12 protein-coding genes are annotated in these 16,966 nt (G+C 55.3%); 9 read left to right on the top strand and 3 right to left on the bottom strand.

Going from position 1 to position 16,966, the window contains the following annotated elements; genetic code table 11:
• Positions 1 to 4: 4 nt before the first annotated feature.
• The 4 genes from EI77_RS05785 to EI77_RS05770 all read left to right on the top strand — a co-directional run bounded on the left by EI77_RS05785 (position 5) and on the right by EI77_RS05770 (position 9,284).
• Complete coding sequence (locus EI77_RS05785) at positions 5 to 4,315, top strand: thrombospondin type 3 repeat-containing protein (protein ID WP_133793786.1); 4,311 nt, start codon at positions 5 to 7, stop codon at positions 4,313 to 4,315.
• Positions 4,316 to 4,354: 39 nt separating this feature from the next.
• Entirely contained in the window at positions 4,355 to 6,715 is a 2,361-nt protein-coding gene (locus EI77_RS05780) for a hypothetical protein (protein WP_133793785.1), read from the top strand.
• 167 nt (positions 6,716 to 6,882) lie between these two features.
• Entirely contained in the window at positions 6,883 to 7,440 is a 558-nt protein-coding gene (locus tag EI77_RS05775; protein ID WP_208300273.1) for a hypothetical protein, read from the top strand.
• A gap of 1,364 nt (positions 7,441 to 8,804) precedes the next feature.
• Positions 8,805 to 9,284, top strand: a complete 480-nt coding sequence (locus EI77_RS05770; protein WP_133793783.1) for a hypothetical protein — start codon at positions 8,805 to 8,807, stop codon at positions 9,282 to 9,284.
• 434 nt (positions 9,285 to 9,718) lie between these two features.
• Here the strand turns inward: EI77_RS05770 and EI77_RS05765 are convergent, their stop codons facing one another.
• Positions 9,719 to 10,411: an SDR family oxidoreductase gene (locus EI77_RS05765; RefSeq protein ID WP_133793782.1), complete on the bottom strand. Its 693-nt coding sequence runs from the start codon at positions 10,409 to 10,411 to the stop codon at positions 9,719 to 9,721.
• A gap of 128 nt (positions 10,412 to 10,539) precedes the next feature.
• On the opposite strand from EI77_RS05765, the gene EI77_RS05760 reads away from it, so the two are divergent.
• Complete coding sequence (locus EI77_RS05760) at positions 10,540 to 11,709, top strand: M29 family metallopeptidase (protein WP_243838667.1); 1,170 nt, start codon at positions 10,540 to 10,542, stop codon at positions 11,707 to 11,709.
• A gap of 71 nt (positions 11,710 to 11,780) precedes the next feature.
• Here the strand turns inward: EI77_RS05760 and EI77_RS05755 are convergent, their stop codons facing one another.
• Positions 11,781 to 12,005 (bottom strand): ferredoxin, encoded by a 225-nt coding sequence (locus EI77_RS05755; protein WP_133793780.1) that lies wholly within the window; start codon positions 12,003 to 12,005, stop codon positions 11,781 to 11,783.
• Positions 12,006 to 12,087: 82 nt separating this feature from the next.
• On the opposite strand from EI77_RS05755, the gene EI77_RS05750 reads away from it, so the two are divergent.
• From EI77_RS05750 to EI77_RS05735, 4 genes are all read left to right on the top strand, one after another.
• Complete coding sequence (locus EI77_RS05750) at positions 12,088 to 13,002, top strand: LysR family transcriptional regulator (protein ID WP_133793779.1); 915 nt, start codon at positions 12,088 to 12,090, stop codon at positions 13,000 to 13,002.
• 151 nt (positions 13,003 to 13,153) lie between these two features.
• Complete coding sequence (locus EI77_RS05745) at positions 13,154 to 14,077, top strand: nucleotidyltransferase domain-containing protein (RefSeq protein WP_133793778.1); 924 nt, start codon at positions 13,154 to 13,156, stop codon at positions 14,075 to 14,077.
• Between the two features lie 7 nt (positions 14,078 to 14,084).
• Complete coding sequence (locus tag EI77_RS05740) at positions 14,085 to 14,852, top strand: nucleotidyltransferase domain-containing protein (RefSeq protein ID WP_133793777.1); 768 nt, start codon at positions 14,085 to 14,087, stop codon at positions 14,850 to 14,852.
• 48 nt (positions 14,853 to 14,900) lie between these two features.
• On the top strand, positions 14,901 to 15,623 hold the full coding sequence (locus tag EI77_RS05735) for a methyltransferase domain-containing protein (protein ID WP_133793776.1): 723 nt from the start codon (positions 14,901 to 14,903) through the stop codon (positions 15,621 to 15,623).
• 1 nt (position 15,624) lies between these two features.
• Here the strand turns inward: EI77_RS05735 and EI77_RS05730 are convergent, their stop codons facing one another.
• The gene (locus EI77_RS05730) at positions 15,625 to 16,935 is read right to left on the bottom strand and encodes a hypothetical protein (protein ID WP_133793775.1); all 1,311 of its coding nucleotides are present in this window, start codon (positions 16,933 to 16,935) and stop codon (positions 15,625 to 15,627) included.
• Between the last annotated feature and the right edge of the window lie 31 nt (positions 16,936 to 16,966).

Genomic DNA, 16,966 nt, shown 5'->3' with positions numbered 1-16,966 from the left:
ATTTATGACACACATCCGTACTCTGTACCTTCTCCTGCTTACCCCTTTTCTCTTCGCACCCTGGGTGTCTGCCCAGACACCGGGTCCAGAATCTGAATTCATCCAATGGACGCTCGGACCTAATGTGGTCCTACATGGTACCGAAGGCGGTTTAAAAAAGACGGCGGGCGGCAATGAAAGCTGGAGCGGGGATGCGGTCAGTTCAGGACACCAGGTTCTTGTTCGGGATGGCTATGTAAAGTTTAAAACGCAGTTAGGCAGTTACATGGCCATCGGCCTGAGCCCACTGAACAGTAACCGCAGTTACACAGATCTGGAGCATTCAATCATGCTCAGAGCTAGCACCCAACAGGCACAAATATATCACGGTTCCACAGGAGGGTTGAACCTGGGGGCCTTCACTTCGAACACAGAATTCATGATCCGGCGAGTGGGTGGCGTCGTGTCCTTTTATAAAGACAACGTGCTGATGCATGTTTCCGCCAAGCCTAGCGCGGGGATCATGATGGTGGACTGCTGCTTTTACAATTTAAACAATCCCCTGCTCTCCGCCCGCATCAGCATCGACGGTGACCAGGATGCAGACACATTGCCAGATACCTGGGAAAAGGCACATTTGCCGCCTGACCACGGTTGGAATGACCTCGTGGCCTTTCTGCCTGGAAATGACGCCGACGGAGATGGCGTCAGCAATTTGCAGGAATTTTCAGACGACAGTAATCCCAACGATCCGCTGGACTTTTTTGAAGCCGTTAGCTGGTCCGCCCATAGCGCTACTCAGAATCTTTTAAATTCCATTGGTGGCTTGGAGAAAACCGGTGTCTTAGGCTGGAATGCAGATGCGGTGAGCAGTCAGGAATTTATCCAAGACGGCAAGATGGTTTTTCAAGTCCCCGCTGGTTCCGACCTCATCGTGGGATTGACAGAAGCGAATGACAGCCGCGCCAATACCGATCTGGAATACGGCATTCAGGTTGCGACGACGAACACGGCCATCGGTAAATGTCCAGAGGATGCAAGTTTCGACCTGGGAGAATATACTCCAAACACCGTTTTTGGCCTGCGTCGTATCGCCGGTCGGGTCCAGTTCATCAAGGACGGCGTCGTTATCTATACTTCCACCACGCCCAGCAGTGCCCGGCTGAAAGTGGATTGCTCGCTGAAGGCCTTATCCAGCCGGATTTCCATGTGCAAAATTGATGACGGGGATCTGGATAACGATGGCCTGCCGGATGCATGGGAGCGGCGCCACCTGCCTGCCGGTGCCACCTTGGCTGCACTGGAGGGCTTCCTGCCGACTGCGGATCCTGATGGGGATGGTCTGCCCAATCTGGAAGAATACCTGGACGATACCCACCCGCTGGAGCAGCTCAGCTATAACGCCACCGTGGTCTGGACACCTTCTACCTATACCCAGCATATATCAGGGTCGGAGGGCGGTCTGATCAAAAGCCCTGGCGGCACGGCCTGGAATACGGATGCCGTGGGCTCCAAGACCATTTATCAAACTGGAAAACTCGCCTTCAGCGCCAGCAGCGGCAGCTATCTGGCCGTGGGTTTGACCCATGCGAATACCGGCCGCGCCAATACCGATCTGGAATATCGCATCCAGGTTACTACCAGCAATGTGGCCGGTGTGCATGAAGGCACCAATCCAGAAACCAGTCTGAAGAAAAATATGGGTGCATACGACGAAAACACCCGCTTTGCCATCCGCCGCGTAGGCGGCACGATAGAATACTTGAAAGATGGCGTCGTCTATCACACCTCGGTGATACCTGCCTCCACACCGCTCCTGGTGGACTGCTCCTTTTATACGGTCAACAGCCAAATCACCGAGGCCCGGCTTTACACCGGGGACCTGGATGAAGACCAGATGCCGGATGACTGGGAGCTCTATCACATCACACGCATGCAGCCGCACCCGGCCCCTACCTTTGAAGATCTTCGGGACAGGTTTCTGCCAGGTGATGATGAAGATGATTTCATGACCCACTTTGCCGTCGGGGAAAACCCTCCCGTGCCAGACCCGGGCGATGGCTTTACCCACCTGCAAGAATACGGCCTGGGGACAGATCCGCTCAATGCCCTGAGCTGGCCCGCTGCCGCTGTGACGTGGACTAGCCGTATTAACACATCTCCCGTCGTGGACTCCCAGGGCGGACTGCAAAAAACCTCAGGAGCAGCTGGTTACAATGCAGATGCCATCAGTGTGGAAAGCCTCCCCGGTGACGGCAGCCTCACGTTCTCCGTGCCACCCGTAACTGCCGGAGTTTCGGGCGTGGGTCTCACTTATGCCAACAACAGCCGCTCCTATACTGACATGGAATATGCCTTCCTGTTTTACCCCACGGGAGCCAAAGTCCAGCGTCCGGAAACCGGTACCGATATGGATGTCGGCCCTTTCACCGCCAGCACCATCTTCCGCATCCGGCGGGTCGGCACCCAGGTGGATTTTCTCAAAGACGGTGTCGTGGTCTGCACCTCCACCACAGCCAGCACAGGTCCCATGTATGTGGATTGCTCCCTTTACTCACCGCTCTACTCCATCCTCTTTGCCTGCCTGGGTCCCGATGATGAAACCCGCGACCTGGATGCCGACGGCTTGCCGGACTGGTGGGAACTGCAGTATCTGCCCCTCAACGCCACCTTGGCCCAGCTCCAAGCCCTCCTCCCCGCTGACGACAGCGGCGATAACGATGGGGTGACCCTCGCCGATGAATTCCTCTACGGCACCTCCCCCCTCCTGGCCGATACCGACGGAGACGGCATGTCCGATGCCTGGGAAATCCTCCACGGCCTAGCCGCCACAAACGCCTCCAATGCACTTGCAGATTCAGACAGCGACGGCCTGACCAATCTCCAGGAGGCCATTAACCAGACCAACCCGTGGTCCTCAGACACCGATGGTGACGGGATTTCTGATTCATCAGAAGTCACCAACGGGCTCAATCCTCTGGATGGAAATGATGCCATGTTGGATCTGGATGGTGATGGGGTGCCCAATGCCTGGGAAATTGCTCGTAACACGTCGCCTACCAATGCTGTGAGCATACCAGTTTGGGATGCCATTGTGGATCCTGCTTTGTCGGCGGACATCCCTGCGGAAAAACGTTTCAAAACCCTGGCCAGTGCTATGGTTGCGTTGCCATCCAGCACGACTTACAGGAGCACCGTTTTGCTACGCGCAGGCTCGCACAGCGGTACCGCATTGAGTCAGACTGGCATCGCCAGAAAAATCGCCTTTGTCGGTGAGCGTGTCACTACCCGGACTTCACATGCCGAAACCCCCATTACAACTGTTCGTTGGACACTCAATGGAGAAACCGCGATCCATGGCGTAGCTTTTACGGGCGCTTCGAGTGGCATTCGTTTTACACCGGCTTCCGGTACCTCCCCTAGGTTCCGTGTTAGCAACTGCATCTTTGTGAACCTCAGCCAGCTTAATGGCGCAGGTACCCCTTCATCCAGCTACGGTGGAGCGCTCACCAATCAGGGCGGTGAGGTCCATGTGGAGCATTGTACCTTCCTCAATTCTACCAGTTATAAAGGTAGTTCCCCATATACCCCCGTGGCTGCGGTGGCCAATCTTTCCGGTACTCTGTTGATGAAGAACTGCATCATCTGGGATGACCAATATGTCAGTGCCACTCCCGTTGCTGGAGGCGGTGTTACCATCAGTTCCAGTCTCATTCAGGGCATGGGCGGCAGCCTGGATCAGGATCCCGAGCTCTCGGCCAAAGGTTACCTCACTTCGGCCTCCTCTCATTGTTATGTCTCGGGGAGTCCAGGGAGTGTGGGTTGGGATCTCCATGGTCAGGTCCGCTCCACCAGCACCCCGTCATTGGGAGCTGAAGAGTGGATCAATACAGATGGTGATAGTGTGCCGGACTGGTGGGAGTTGCATTGGTTCAATACCACTGGCCTTGGGGATGATCATCCGCTGTGGCCCACTTCCACCACCACCCTGCTGGGCCGTTATCTCTCCACTGAAACAGCGGCAGATTTGAGGTCTGCCGACGGGGACTACCTGCCTGATGTCTGGGAAATGCATTACTGGGGGAACGTGGCTGCAAGCGCAGAGCAGGATGCAGACAACGATGGCATCAGCAATGGTGAGGAGTTCATTGCTGGCACCCCTCCCTGCGTGATCGACTGGGATGGTGATGGCATGCCCAATGATTGGGAGGCACTGCATAACCTGAGCTCCTCTGACCCGCAGGATGCATGGGATGATCCGGATGGCGACTTTGTTTTTAACCTGGAGGAGTTCCAGGCAGGCACGGACCCTAGCCTGAGCCTCAGCCTGATCTGAGTAAGCGCCCTGCTTCAGTGGGAGAATCCGCTGACAGGCGTGAGCGAATCCAGACCGGTGCGTAGCGACTACGAAGCGGTATTTGAGGAGATGCTGCCTCATGGTTTGGTGCGCAACAACGGCCCTGAATCCTACCGCCAGGGGGATGATGATTGGGATGTGGATGGCCTGAGCAATCGAGTGGAAATGACCAGCCAGCCCGCCACCGATCCCCGTGCCATCTCACAGGCTGATGCGGATGGCGACCTGCTGGATGATGTGTGGGAGCTGCTCTGGGGCCTCAATGCCAGCAGCCAGGACGAGAATGGCAATGGGATCCGAGATGAACTGGATGACTTTGATAACGATGGTCTCACCAATTACCAGGAAATGCTAAGCGGCAGCAATCCCATGCTGGCAGATACGGATGACGATGGAGTAACCGACGGAGTGGAACTGTCGCAGGGTCGGGACCCCGTTCACTACAACCCACCTCCGCCAGGGGAAGATCCAGGCGACGGTGAGGAACCACCCGCGCCCGTTTCTTTTTCACTCCAGTCCGTTTGGAAGCAAGCTAAAGTTAATAACTACGAGTATTCAAATTTCAGAGATGAAAACGGGATTCCGTATCCTGATGATACTTATGAAGGGGAAGTCTATATGCTGTTCCGTAGATGGAGCATCGACGCGCTAGGGGATGCATATAGATATGCTGAGACATATGAGATAGGCAGTGGCATCTGTGATCCATTGCCAGAAGTGGAAAGCATACCCTTCCAGGATTTTGGTGCAGACCCAGATGTCTATTGGCCAACTGCGCCCGGGGGCGTTAGCAGGAAAACAGGCTGGGAGAACCCTGACTTTTTAGATGTAGATACAGGGGGATATTTTCATTACACAGAGAACTTGCATGATGAGAAGCGCTACCGGACGCGGTTAAAGTCCAGTGAGCCAGTGCCGGAAGGAGCCTCGCTGACGGTGATCCCCGTGGTGAAAAAAACCACATTAACAGAAGGCCCTCAACCGGTACCCATCACCCCTCTGGAACCCGAGATCACCGTGCAGGAACCCCATGTGTTTGAGATCCCTCCAGGTGGCCAATACTCCGAACCCAAAGAATTCCCCGTCCCCACTGCCGAAGAGCTGCAGGAGGTTGATGTGAGCCTCCACCCGGTGGAGATAAAGGAAATTAGCTTCGATGGCAGCAATTATCACGAACTTAGATCCGACGATGGTAATGTTACTTACAGCGCCCCTCATTGGGTGGATAACAACGGAGACGGCAAAGCTAAAACCAACACTAGCAGCGGCGAAAAAAACTATCCGATTTCATTCACGAGGAATACCAAGATCCAGGTAGGCGGTAAGTTTAAAGTTGCATATTTACCGAGCGGCCAACTGGTGAAAATTAAGGCGAGCTCTCCCCAAGGCCTTCAAATCCCAGAAACTACAGTAACGCCCTATGCAGATGGCACCATTGAGTTGTCACTGACAGAGGCTTCAAATAATCTTACTAATTCAATCGAGTTCCACAATGCTGACGATGAAACTGCTTTCATTATCAACTGGGAGATAAGTATTGGTTCTAGTGGCTGGTGTGCAATTGGAAGCACTAAGCACACGGTTTACATCACGATGGCCGACCCTATCAAAACGGCGATGGGTTTGATGCGCGAGACTTTATTCAATCTCGGATGTAGAAACGCTAAGGGTAAAGGCTCTGCAGTTCAAACTGTCGTAGACGCAATCTATGATGACTTCAAAGATAGAGACGTACAGAAAGTGAAGCCAAGCAGTGGCACTCTTGATGGAACTGGAATGAAGTATTGGAATAACCCTCCCACCGCAGGGTTTTTGACAACCGATTTGCTGTCCTCTGGAGACGGCAGATGCGGTGCCTGGACTCGCATCTTCACTGATGTTTTGCGATCTCAGGGTATTGATGCCCAAATCACAGCGTTTTATGCTCCGAACCCTAATTTACAAACGCTCGGGCCTGCGATACTGGCAAAGTATCCAAATTATCAAGGTCAGATAACATACCTTTTTGGAAATCCCCCCCAGCCCGCATCGCTCATCTTAGTAAAGGCCTGGAATATTGGAAATGAATTTGCCCCCATCGACGATCAGGGGATTGCCGCACAGAGCAACCCAAACCCGCAAGCCTATTTTGGAGATCACTTTGTTGTTGAATATGGAGGCAAGTATTACGATCCCTCATACGGCTCCGACGTCATTGCTTCGCAGCAAGAATGGGAGGACGCTGCGGTGGATGCGTTTGGTTTGATGATTTTTGCAAACCCAGCCCTCCCTGATCAAGCGCAGGCAAATCCAGCATTGCCTCAGGGTGTCACGATCTGGATGTGGCAACCTGATCCAAAAGGGTCGGCGGAGACCATTTCACAACCATTCAACTATTGATTGCCATGAGGAGACTACTATTGATTCTAATATCCACAATGACGCTGACGTTGGCCTCTAACGCTTCGGATCAACTTGCGTTCGAGATAACAGAAACTGAGGATGCAACGATCTATAGTCTTCAACTCAGGAATGAGGAGTCAGTGAAGACACTCTGGACCAGGCGAGTGCAACTCATTAACGGAAAGAAACCTTATGATTGGTGTAAACTCAGCGGGTGGGCGAGGAACCAGCATGGGTTGCTGGCCCTGGTAGAGAACAACGAATTTTCTGGGAAATTACTTCAGTTCAATTCAAATGGCGATCTTGTTACTGAACTTGAAGCGGGAGGTAGCTGGTTAACCGATATTCGGAGGGGTGGAAGCATTAAACTTGAACCGCCAGACAGGATTGAATTAAAGAGACCTGATGGCAGTATCATCAAATTCCTGATCCGGGATGGAAAGTTGGCGGATGAGGAAGGTAGAGTAATTGAAAGTCCCAAGCCGATAGAGATTGGGAAACGGACTTTAGACACCCAACAGCCATCGAATCTGTCCACCCCCCAGCTACCACAAGCACCAAATCCCCCTCCACGGGTGCAGCCGTCAGCACCGAACAATGTGCCCGAAGCAAAGCCCGCACAGAGGGAGAAACCGACTTCATCAATGCCGTGGAGCATTATCATTGTTTTGATCATGGCAGCTACTAGCCTGCTGTGGCTGTTGCTCAAGCGGCGCAACTGATCAGCCTGAAAACCGGGAATGAACGTACGCGCCACCCAATAGCCTGACGCATCCCAGCCAGACTGCTGGAGTTTATCAAAGAGAAGTGAGAGCTCAATATTTTGTCAATTATTTGCACCCTGACCCCGTTTCTACTGCCTATCCTGTTTCTGGACTTCAGCCTTAACCTACACACCACTCATCAATCCAAAGTGTCCCATATGCGGTCAGGGAGGTCTGAGAATTGTCCGTCTTTTGGATCTTGGCTCTAGGGTCTGCGTTCTTTGCAGCGAATGTGAAGCGATTTGGGAGGGAACTGCTCCGCTGCCGTTAAATCCGATCATTCGTTTTGAGTCATACGCAGAACAGCATGGAATAGAAGCTGACTGGCATCGCATCGAAGAACTCACCACAATGCCAGCCGCCTCTATCACCACGCCGTCGCCTTAGCTGGCATTCCAGATAGAAAAATTGCCTGGTGAACTATGGACCATCCAATCTTCTCGTAACATCCCACCCTTTTCTCTGATGGCACTCTCTGTATGCTTTGCCCCGAAGGGAAACGGGGTCAGGGTGCAAATAATTGATAGAATTGACGGAGGTTTTAGATTAGAGGCATAGAGCGGAGCTTACGCACTCAAGACCCAGGGGCTTATTATCAGCAGGATGCCCATTGCATTATGATTTGCCCAAATTCCCCAGAAGATTTTCATGAACTGCATAAAGTCCAAACGTCAGCGCACTATGAAGAGGTATATCATGATCTGACGAAGACCGACTATCGGCCACTAACTTGGGATGCGCCCGGAGATGATGCTGAGTTTCTAGCAACACTCTTTATAGGTGATCGCGGAATAGGAAGCTCCACGGCGATCATATTCAGTAAGAGAGGAAATTTATGCTGTCTCTTATTGCGCACGTTACCACTTGTTGAAAAGCGTGTGTTGCAACCCATTCTCGAACGTCATGGCTGGATCGTCATTGATGAAAGCAAGGTGGATATGATTATGTTCCCAGTCACCGGAGCCACTGTCTACGAATGTTTTTTTACATATACCTAATGGATTCGACATTTCGCCCATCCATAGCCTTGATCCTGGACTGTCTCATCAGGGAGGTGTCGCCAGTTAAAGAGAATGGCGAGAGATTCATTTACAACCATGAACCATCCACATTCGCCAGAAGATTTTTGTGAACTGCTGAAGATCCCAACGGTTGCTGAATACGAAAGCGTATATCGCGATCTGATGGGAACTAGCTATCGGCCCTTAACTTGGGACACCCTCTGACGATGAATAGATTGCAAGCAAGCGAAACACAGACGACGCTACTAGCCCAGCAGTCTTCGAGTTGGCGAGCAAACAAGGCAATTTTAATTCTCTCATATGCAATGGGATAACGTGCAGCATAACTGCCACAGCTTGGTGGTTAAGGAGACAGATCGAGCCGGAATACTCGGCAAGATGGAAGGCTTTTGGCGTGGCGTTGCAGCCGATGTTTTGCCGCTTATACCCACTGACGTTTGGGATCATCTGCTGATCGACGTGCGTGGAGTAGATGGAGGCATCAGCATCTATCCACAACACACAGCAAAGCCACCGTTCCGAGTGGCCTGGGCACGCCTTGACTTGCACCAGCTAGCCCGGGACTTTGAAGTGTTAGACGAAAGCGAACTCGAAGAAGGAGGCAGGTCTTCGGAGATCAATCGTATGTATGCCACAATGCTCGTCGATGCGGCAAAGCACGCACGACTACCGGATCTACTTGAGCGGGCACAAAGTGTGATGCTTCGTTTTGTCGCCTACTCAGAGGATAAAACACCGCCATTCTTGGAGCTAGAAATGAACGTACGCGCCAACCAATAGCCTAGCGTGTGCCAGCTATTCGCAATAATGAAGTGCAACCTGATTCCTCCTGCGTCGGGCTGCGCTAATTCGGCTATGAAAATCCCATATGTTCAAGGATCCCGCAAGATCTTCATTCTCCCTGCCGAAGCTACGCGAAGGAGGGTGAAGAAAGGATGGAACCGCATGGATTGGAAAGGGCCAAGTTCGCCTACCTCTGACTCAACACCCCAATGCCTTGCCCGCCTCGGGGCGATGTCCTGGTCAACCGGCCTTTCCTCAAGGGCATGTGGATGCGCTGGGGGAAATGGCCACGACTTCAGTAAGGGATGCGACTGGCGGCACGATGTCGCGCATAAGAAAGAATGAGCCTTAGCGAGCTAAAGCTCTGGACTACTTTGACTGAGGGGCCTCCGAAATCCGTGCGTTCTACCAGACTCGATGTCGGGCGGACCTCAGCCGCCGGGGGCGGTGAGGGGGTGGCCGTTGTGCTGGGGGCCGAGTTTTATCAGGAAGGGGACGGCGGTGCGGGCCCATTCTTCGGGGGCGGGGTAGTGGGAGGCGTCATCGCCGAAGCAACTGCGCAGCATGCGTGTATCGATGATGCCGGGATTCAGGGGGATGATGGCGACTTTGCCGCCGGTCTCCTGGGCGACGGCCTGGGAGAGGCCTTCGATGGCGTATTTGGTGGCGCAGTAGGGGGCCACCTCGGGGGCGGTGCTGCGGCCCCAGCCGGAGGAAAAGTTGACGATGACGCAGCTGCTGCGTGTGAGCATGGCGGGCAGCAGATGGCGCATGATGCTGGCGGGGCCTTTGATATTGATGTCCACGATGCGGCTGAATTCCCCGGCACTGATCTCCCACAGGGGGGCGCTGGCATTGACGATGGCGGCGTTGTTTAGCACGAGATCCGGCGTGCCGGAGGTGGTCAGGAGGTTTTGGCAGAAGGTCTGGACCTGGGCGTCATCGGCGACGTCGCAGACGGCGAAGTGATGCGGGGCGGGGAACTGCTGCTGAAGGGTGGAGATGATGGCGGCATCCCGCGCACAGCCGATGACGGTCCAGCCGCGCTGCACAAATTCCGGGATCATGGCGCGGCCCAGCCCGCGGCTGCAGCCGGTGATGAGGACGAGCTTTTTTGCATTCATGAGGATTCAGGGGTGATGAGGGTGCACGGATGCCTCAATCTTTGAAAAAGAAAAGCGCGCCCGTCTTTTGTGCTGAAGCCGTATTGCGCTTTACCCGAATCACTCCCTCTCCCATGATGAATGCTCCCATGCCCACCGTTCAAACGACGGCCAACGGCCGCAAGTTCCCGAAGTTCGATCTGTATCGTCTTCTCCATACCGTTTTCCAGCCGACCTTCGGCTGCAAGATCTGCATCCTGATTGATCTGCCGGATCTGGCGGAGGCCAAGGACATGGCCTTTTTGAACAATCCAGACCGTGCGGTGCAGCGCAATGCGCATAAGCATTTCTATCTGGGCCTGCAAAACGGCGTGATGGAGGAGCTGGCCCTCAAAGGCGGAGAGATGTATGCCTATACGCAGACGACTGGCAGCAATCTGGATCTGCCGGATGAGTGCGTGGACATGGCGGGCAACCGGCTGAGCCTGGAGAAAGATATCTATACAGGCTATGACATCATCCTGTGCATCTCCACCTTTTCCGCCACCGCGCCGCTGACGGCGTTTGCGAAGCAGTATGGCTTCCGCGGGGCGACGCTGCATGGTCTGAATGACATCATTTTGAATACCGGTCTGGCGGTGGACTATGATGAGGTGAGCCGCGACGCTGAAAAGCTGCGCCTGGCCATGACCAAGGCGGATTCGGTGGAAATCGACTTTGCCCTGGAGACGGGGGAGGTGCTGACGGCCAAGCTGGAATTGAGCGCGCAAGAAGCGCAAAAGAGCCATGGTCTGTGCCGGGGGACAACTCCAGACGTGGCCAACCTGCCTGCGGGCGAAGTGTATTTTGTGCCGACAGGCGCGGAAGGTTTCTTTCCGATGAAGTATGAGGACGGGACGCTGGGCAAGCTGACCGTCACGGGTGGCTGCATCATCAAGAGCGAGCTGATCGCCGGAGAGCAGGCGACGATTGACGCGCACAATTCGAAGCTGCTGGATGATCCGATGACGGGTGTGCTGGGCGAGCTGGGTTTTGGTACCCAAGTGCTGCCGGTGTCCGGTGCGGACATCCAGGATGAAAAGGTGCTGGGCACCTGCCATCTGGCGACGGGTCGCGATGATCATCTGGGGGGGCACATCACCCCGGCGCAGTTTAAGCGCCACCAGAACGCCACGCATGACGACATCCTCTTTGCCCCGCACAAGACGCCGAACTTTGACATCAAGCAGGTGCGCATGAACCGCAACGGCCAGCAGGAGATCCTGATCGAGCATTTCCAGCCGGCGAAGTATCTGCTGGATGCGCTGGCGGCGGAGTGATTTGGGGTCGAGTAATGTTTAAAGCCCTGCTTCCAAATGGAGGCAGGGCTTTTGTATTGGAGGAGGCTGAATCAGCCGCCAATGGATTCAGACGGGCAGCCCTCCATGGCTTCAATGCACAAATTGATTTCGTCTTCTGTCACGGGCTGCCTCCAGACGTAGCTGGTAGCTTCGTCATCGTCTCTTTTGAAGAATTCCGGTGCTGTGCTGCGGCACTGGTCACAGTCAATGCAGGTGGAGTCCACATAGAATCTGCCTTCGGTATTTTGGGGGATCTTGTCAGTAATGTCTGCCATATTTTTAGGGTGGGTTAGGGGGCTAAAATCCCACTAAAATGAATTGCGTGAAGTGCATTAAATGCAGGTTTTATTGCAAATAATGCAAGAGTACCTGACTCATAAGCCTTTCGACCTTTATGCCCTGCACCTGTTTCATCTGGTGGTGAAGCATCGCAGTTTCACCCGGGCCGCGCGGGAGGCGGGCCTGTCGCAGAGCGCGCTGACGCGGCAGATGCAGGCCCTGGAACAGAAGCTGGGGGTAAGCCTCATCACCCGTACCACGCGCTCCGTGGAGGTGACGGAGGCCGGCCATTATCTGGCGACCGAGGCCACCCGGCTCATCGGCAGCGTGGCGCAGGCTTTGGATGGACTCCATGCCACCTTTGTTCCGGCCCGGCCTGTGGTCCGCGTCAGCGTCTCCCGCTCCATGGCCATGGCTCACATGCCTGGCCTCTTCCATGCCAACCATCAGCGGCATCCGGAGGTGGTGTGCAAGATCAGTTACAATCCCAGCGAGGCCATCCTGACCGCCCTGGATGCCAGCGAAATTGACGTCGGAGTTCTGTGCCCGCCATCCCCTTTGCCGGAGACGGTCAAGGTCACCCATCGGTTCAAGGACACGTTCGAACTCATCGCCCCTGCGGCCCTGGCCAGCAAAGCGGTCACCTTCAAGCGCCGGGATCGTCTCTTCCATTGGTTGCACGAACAGCCGTGGCTGATGATTACCTCGACCACCAATACGGGCAAAGGCCTGCGTCGCTGGATGAAGCGCCAGCAGTTGGCTATTGAACCCACGATGGAGCTCGACAGCTTTGACCTCATCATCAACCTAGTCGCTTCTGGGTTCGGCTTGGCCTTCGTGCCTCGCCGCGCCTTGGCACTTTACCGGCGTAAAGAAACTCTGGGCAACATTGCCTTGCCGGAACGGTTCGAGCGCGACATTGTCGCCATCACCCGCAAGCACCGTAAACTGCCGCTGCATGTCGAGACTTTTGTGGAGAACATTCTGTTCTGAGCGGGATCTTTGAACCAGAACGTAGGCTGGCCTTGGGAAGCTGTTTTTGTCGCAGTTCTGGCCTCAATAAGACCTTTTCTGCATTTAAACCGGATTCACAGGATTCTGAGAAAGAGGTTGAAGTTGAGCCCTGCTTCTTTTGGCTGAGGCGATGGCTCATCAAATCCATAACATCCATGCAGGGACCCAGGTGGTGACCTGCGTGAATGTTTACGGGAGCAACCATGGGCTTGTTCATCCTCGTGGTGCGGTGGGGATTGTGACGCGGACACCTTGCGGGGACGAGACGAAATACCTGATCCGGTTTCCTGACGGGTTCGATGCAGCGATGACCTCGGATGAGTTTGAGGTTCTGAAACACTTCAAGGACCGGCTTGAGTCCCCGACGGCCATGGACTTCGAGTTTGAGCCCCACGTGATCTACCGGTGCATCACAGGCTCGCGAGCTTATGGGCTGGACACGGAGACATCGGATACGGATTTGCGCGGGATCTACCTCGCCCCAGCCAAGCTCCAGTGGTCGCTTTACGGTACACCGGAGCAGTTTGAGGACAATGCCACGCAGTCTTGTTATTGGGAGTTGCAGAAGTTTCTGGTCATGGCGCTCAAGGCCAATCCAAACATTCTGGAGTGCCTTTATTCCCCGCTTGTGGAAAAGAGCACACCGATTGCCGATGAGTTGCTGGCGATTCGCGACCGGTTCTTGTCGCAGATGATTTTTCAGACCTTCAATGGTTATGCCCTGAGCCAGTTTAAAAAGATCGAGCAGGATCTGCGTAACCAGGGACAGGTACGGTGGAAGCATGCCATGCATCTGCTGCGTCTGCTCATCACGGGTGCAACGGCTCTCCGTGAAGGAACAGTTGTCGTGCAGGCTGGCGCGCAGCGTGAAAAGCTGCTGGCGGTGAAGCGGGGTGAATACACCTGGGATGAAGTGAATGACTGGCGGCAGGCTCTGCATCGCGACTTCGAGCAGGCGCTGATGAAGTCCCCGCTGCCGGAGAGACCGGACTATGAAGCTGCAAATCAGCTTTTGATCTCTGCCCGCTTTCAAAAAGCCGGTTTAGAATCATAGTCGGCCCATGATCCCTGACCCCCGGCTTCTCCGTATTACTGCCGCGCAGCCTTATCCTCTGCTTTTTGCGACGATCAGCGGAGCGCACCTGTATGGCTTTCCTTCCCCTGACTCGGACTTCGATTTGCGGGGAGCCCATGTGCTGCCACTGCCGATGGTTTTAGGCCTGGATGCGCGTGATGAAACAATTGAGGACAGCCGGATCATTGAGGAACTGGAGATGGATATCGTGAGCCATGATGTGAAGAAGTTTTTCAACCTGCTGCTGAAAAAGAATGGGTATGTGCTGGAGCAGCTATGCTCGCCGCTGGTGGTGCAATCGACACCAGAGCATGAGGAGTTGAAGCAGATCGCGCGAGGCTGTGTCACACGGAATCATGCGCATCATTACTTTGGATTTGTGGAGACTCAGTGGAAGCTTTTTAACAAGGAATCTCCACCCCGGGTCAAGCCGCTGCTGTATGTCTATCGGGTGCTGCTTACCGGTATTTGGATGATGCGTACTGGAGAGGTGGAGGCCAATCTGGTGACGCTGAATGAGAGCTTTCGCCTGCCGTATGTTCCTGATTTGATCGCCCGAAAACTGGCGGGTCCAGAGCAGTCCACTCTGGATGATGCTGACATGAGTTTTCATGAGCATGAGTTCCACCGTTTGCTTGCAGAACTGGAGGCGGCCCAGGCAGCCTCTGCGCTGCGTGAAGTGCCTGCGGAGAGCACCCGGCTGGCACTGAACGATCTGCTCGTGCGCATCCGGCTTGGGAGCGGGAAAGCGTGATATAAATTTCAGCCGCTGCTCTGCTCCACGCGTAGCTTCAGCCTCCCCATGAACATTTACGAAACACGCCGCCTGCTCGATGAATATCTGCTTTTCCATTATGGGGCGGCGGGGGAGGTGCTGCCCTGGGCGGAGGGGCCGCAGTCGGCGCTCGGGTTTGCGGTGAGGACGGTGACGGAGCTGGCGGATTTTTCGCGGCAGCCGCAGTCGGCGCTGGATCTGGGGTGCGCGGTGGGGCGCTCTTCGTTTGAGCTGGCGAAGCATGCGGGCCAGGTGATCGGGATGGATTACAGCCACAGTTTCATTGAGGCGGCGAAGCTGTTGATCACCATGGATCTGCCTTACCAAAGGGTGGATGAGGGTGCGGCGACGACAGCGCTGGTGGCGAGTGTGCCTGCGGACTGTCCACGGGAGAGGGTGAGCTTTGAGCAGGGGGATGCGATGCAGCTTCGGGCTGATCTGGGCAGCTATGATCTCGTCCATGCGGCGAATCTGCTGTGCAGGCTGACGGATCCGGCGCTGCTGATCGCACGCCTGCCGGAGCTGGTGAAACCTGGGGGGCAGCTTTTGCTGACGACGCCTTGCACGTGGCTGGAGGAATTTACGCCTCGCGGGAACTGGCCGACGGGATCGACCCGGGAGTGGCTGCGGGATCAGCTTTCACCGCACTTTGAACTGGAGCTGGAAAAGGATCTGCCATTCCTCATCCGCGAACATGCGCGGAAGTATCAGTGGAGTGTGGCTCTGGGGACCCGCTGGATCCGGCGGTGAGCTATCGCACACAGGGCAGCATCATGGCATCGCGCATACCGTGGAGGATCTTTTTATCGGCGGGGCAGACGGTGGCGAGTACTCCGCCGAGGCGGGTCTCCTCCGTGCCTTGGGGGACAAAATAATAGGGGCAGAGGCGGACGCGGGATTTCATCATGGCGGTGTCTTGCCGCTCTTCGTTCCAGGCGGGGTGATTCACCACTTTGGCACGCTGGAAGCGCTGCAGGACATAGGGATTGGTGGGGAAGCTGGCCAGCGCTTCATCCAAAGCGGCGGACCATTGCTCCTGGGAGAGATCGTGACCGATGGAGACGCTGCGTGAGCCCCAGCCGACTTCGGAGAAACCGCTGATTTTGAGGACGAGCTCCCGTTGCTTGCTGCCGAATTTTTTAGCCTCCTGCCAAGACTGGATATTGAGGCCTGGATAAACAGCGAAAGGAGGAAGCGGGGCGGGATCGACGACCCAGCCCTGGGGGATGCATTTTTTCAGGAGTTCGAAATGATCCTGATCGAGGGCCGCGCGCCACCAGTCCTGAAGGTGGGGTGACCAGAAGAGAACGAGCCAGAGTTTTTCCTCCAGAAAGGCTTTAAGCGGCGGAGTGAACTGGATCTCGCCCTCCTCCGCCATTTTCAGCATCTCATTGGCGAGGTCCACGTTATCGAGGTCGAAGAGTTCGAAGAAGCGGTAGATGCTGGATCCGGCCATCTCGCGGGGGGTGAGATTCCAGGGATTCATGACGCTGCGGGGGAAACCCTGGCTGCGTGAGTTGAGTCTGCCGGCCAGCCATTCCATCTCGGGCTGGTAATCGCCGGATTCACGGGAGATGAGGATGTCCTCATGCGGGAAGGCGGCGGCAAATCCATCCACCATGCCATCACCACCGCCGATGACGGGCTGTCCCAGGGCGTCGTAGGTTTCATTGAGCCAGGCGGTGAGACCGATGCCGCCGGGGAGGGAGTCCAGCTCGGAAATGCAGACGCCGTCTTCGGTGAGGACGAGGTCTGGGCGCAAGACGCCGGGCAGGGCATCACGCCACCGGGCAAGACGACCGAGGGCGATGACGTGGGCGGGTTTTCCCTGGTCCATCAATGTGGAAACCCAGGCGAACTCTGGCCTTTCCAGGCTCTCGAAGTAGAGGCGATTGCAGGCTCGCTGAAAAGCCCGCAGGGCTGGGCCCAGGTCATTGATGAGCTGAAGGGTGTGGGAGTCCAGGGCGAAGGCTTCGGGCGATAGCACCCATTCCTTGTCCCGAAACATGCCCTCTTCGGGGAAGCTCTGACGGATATGGGCGATGCGGTCGGCGGGAGACATGAGAACGAGTTTCGAAACTCGTGACACTGGA

The organism is Prosthecobacter fusiformis, assembly GCF_004364345.1.
In the GTDB taxonomy this organism is placed as follows: Bacteria; Verrucomicrobiota; Verrucomicrobiia; order Verrucomicrobiales; family Verrucomicrobiaceae; genus Prosthecobacter; species Prosthecobacter fusiformis.
Note: the sequence above shows the minus strand (reverse complement) of the source record. Positions and strands in the feature narration are given on the sequence as shown.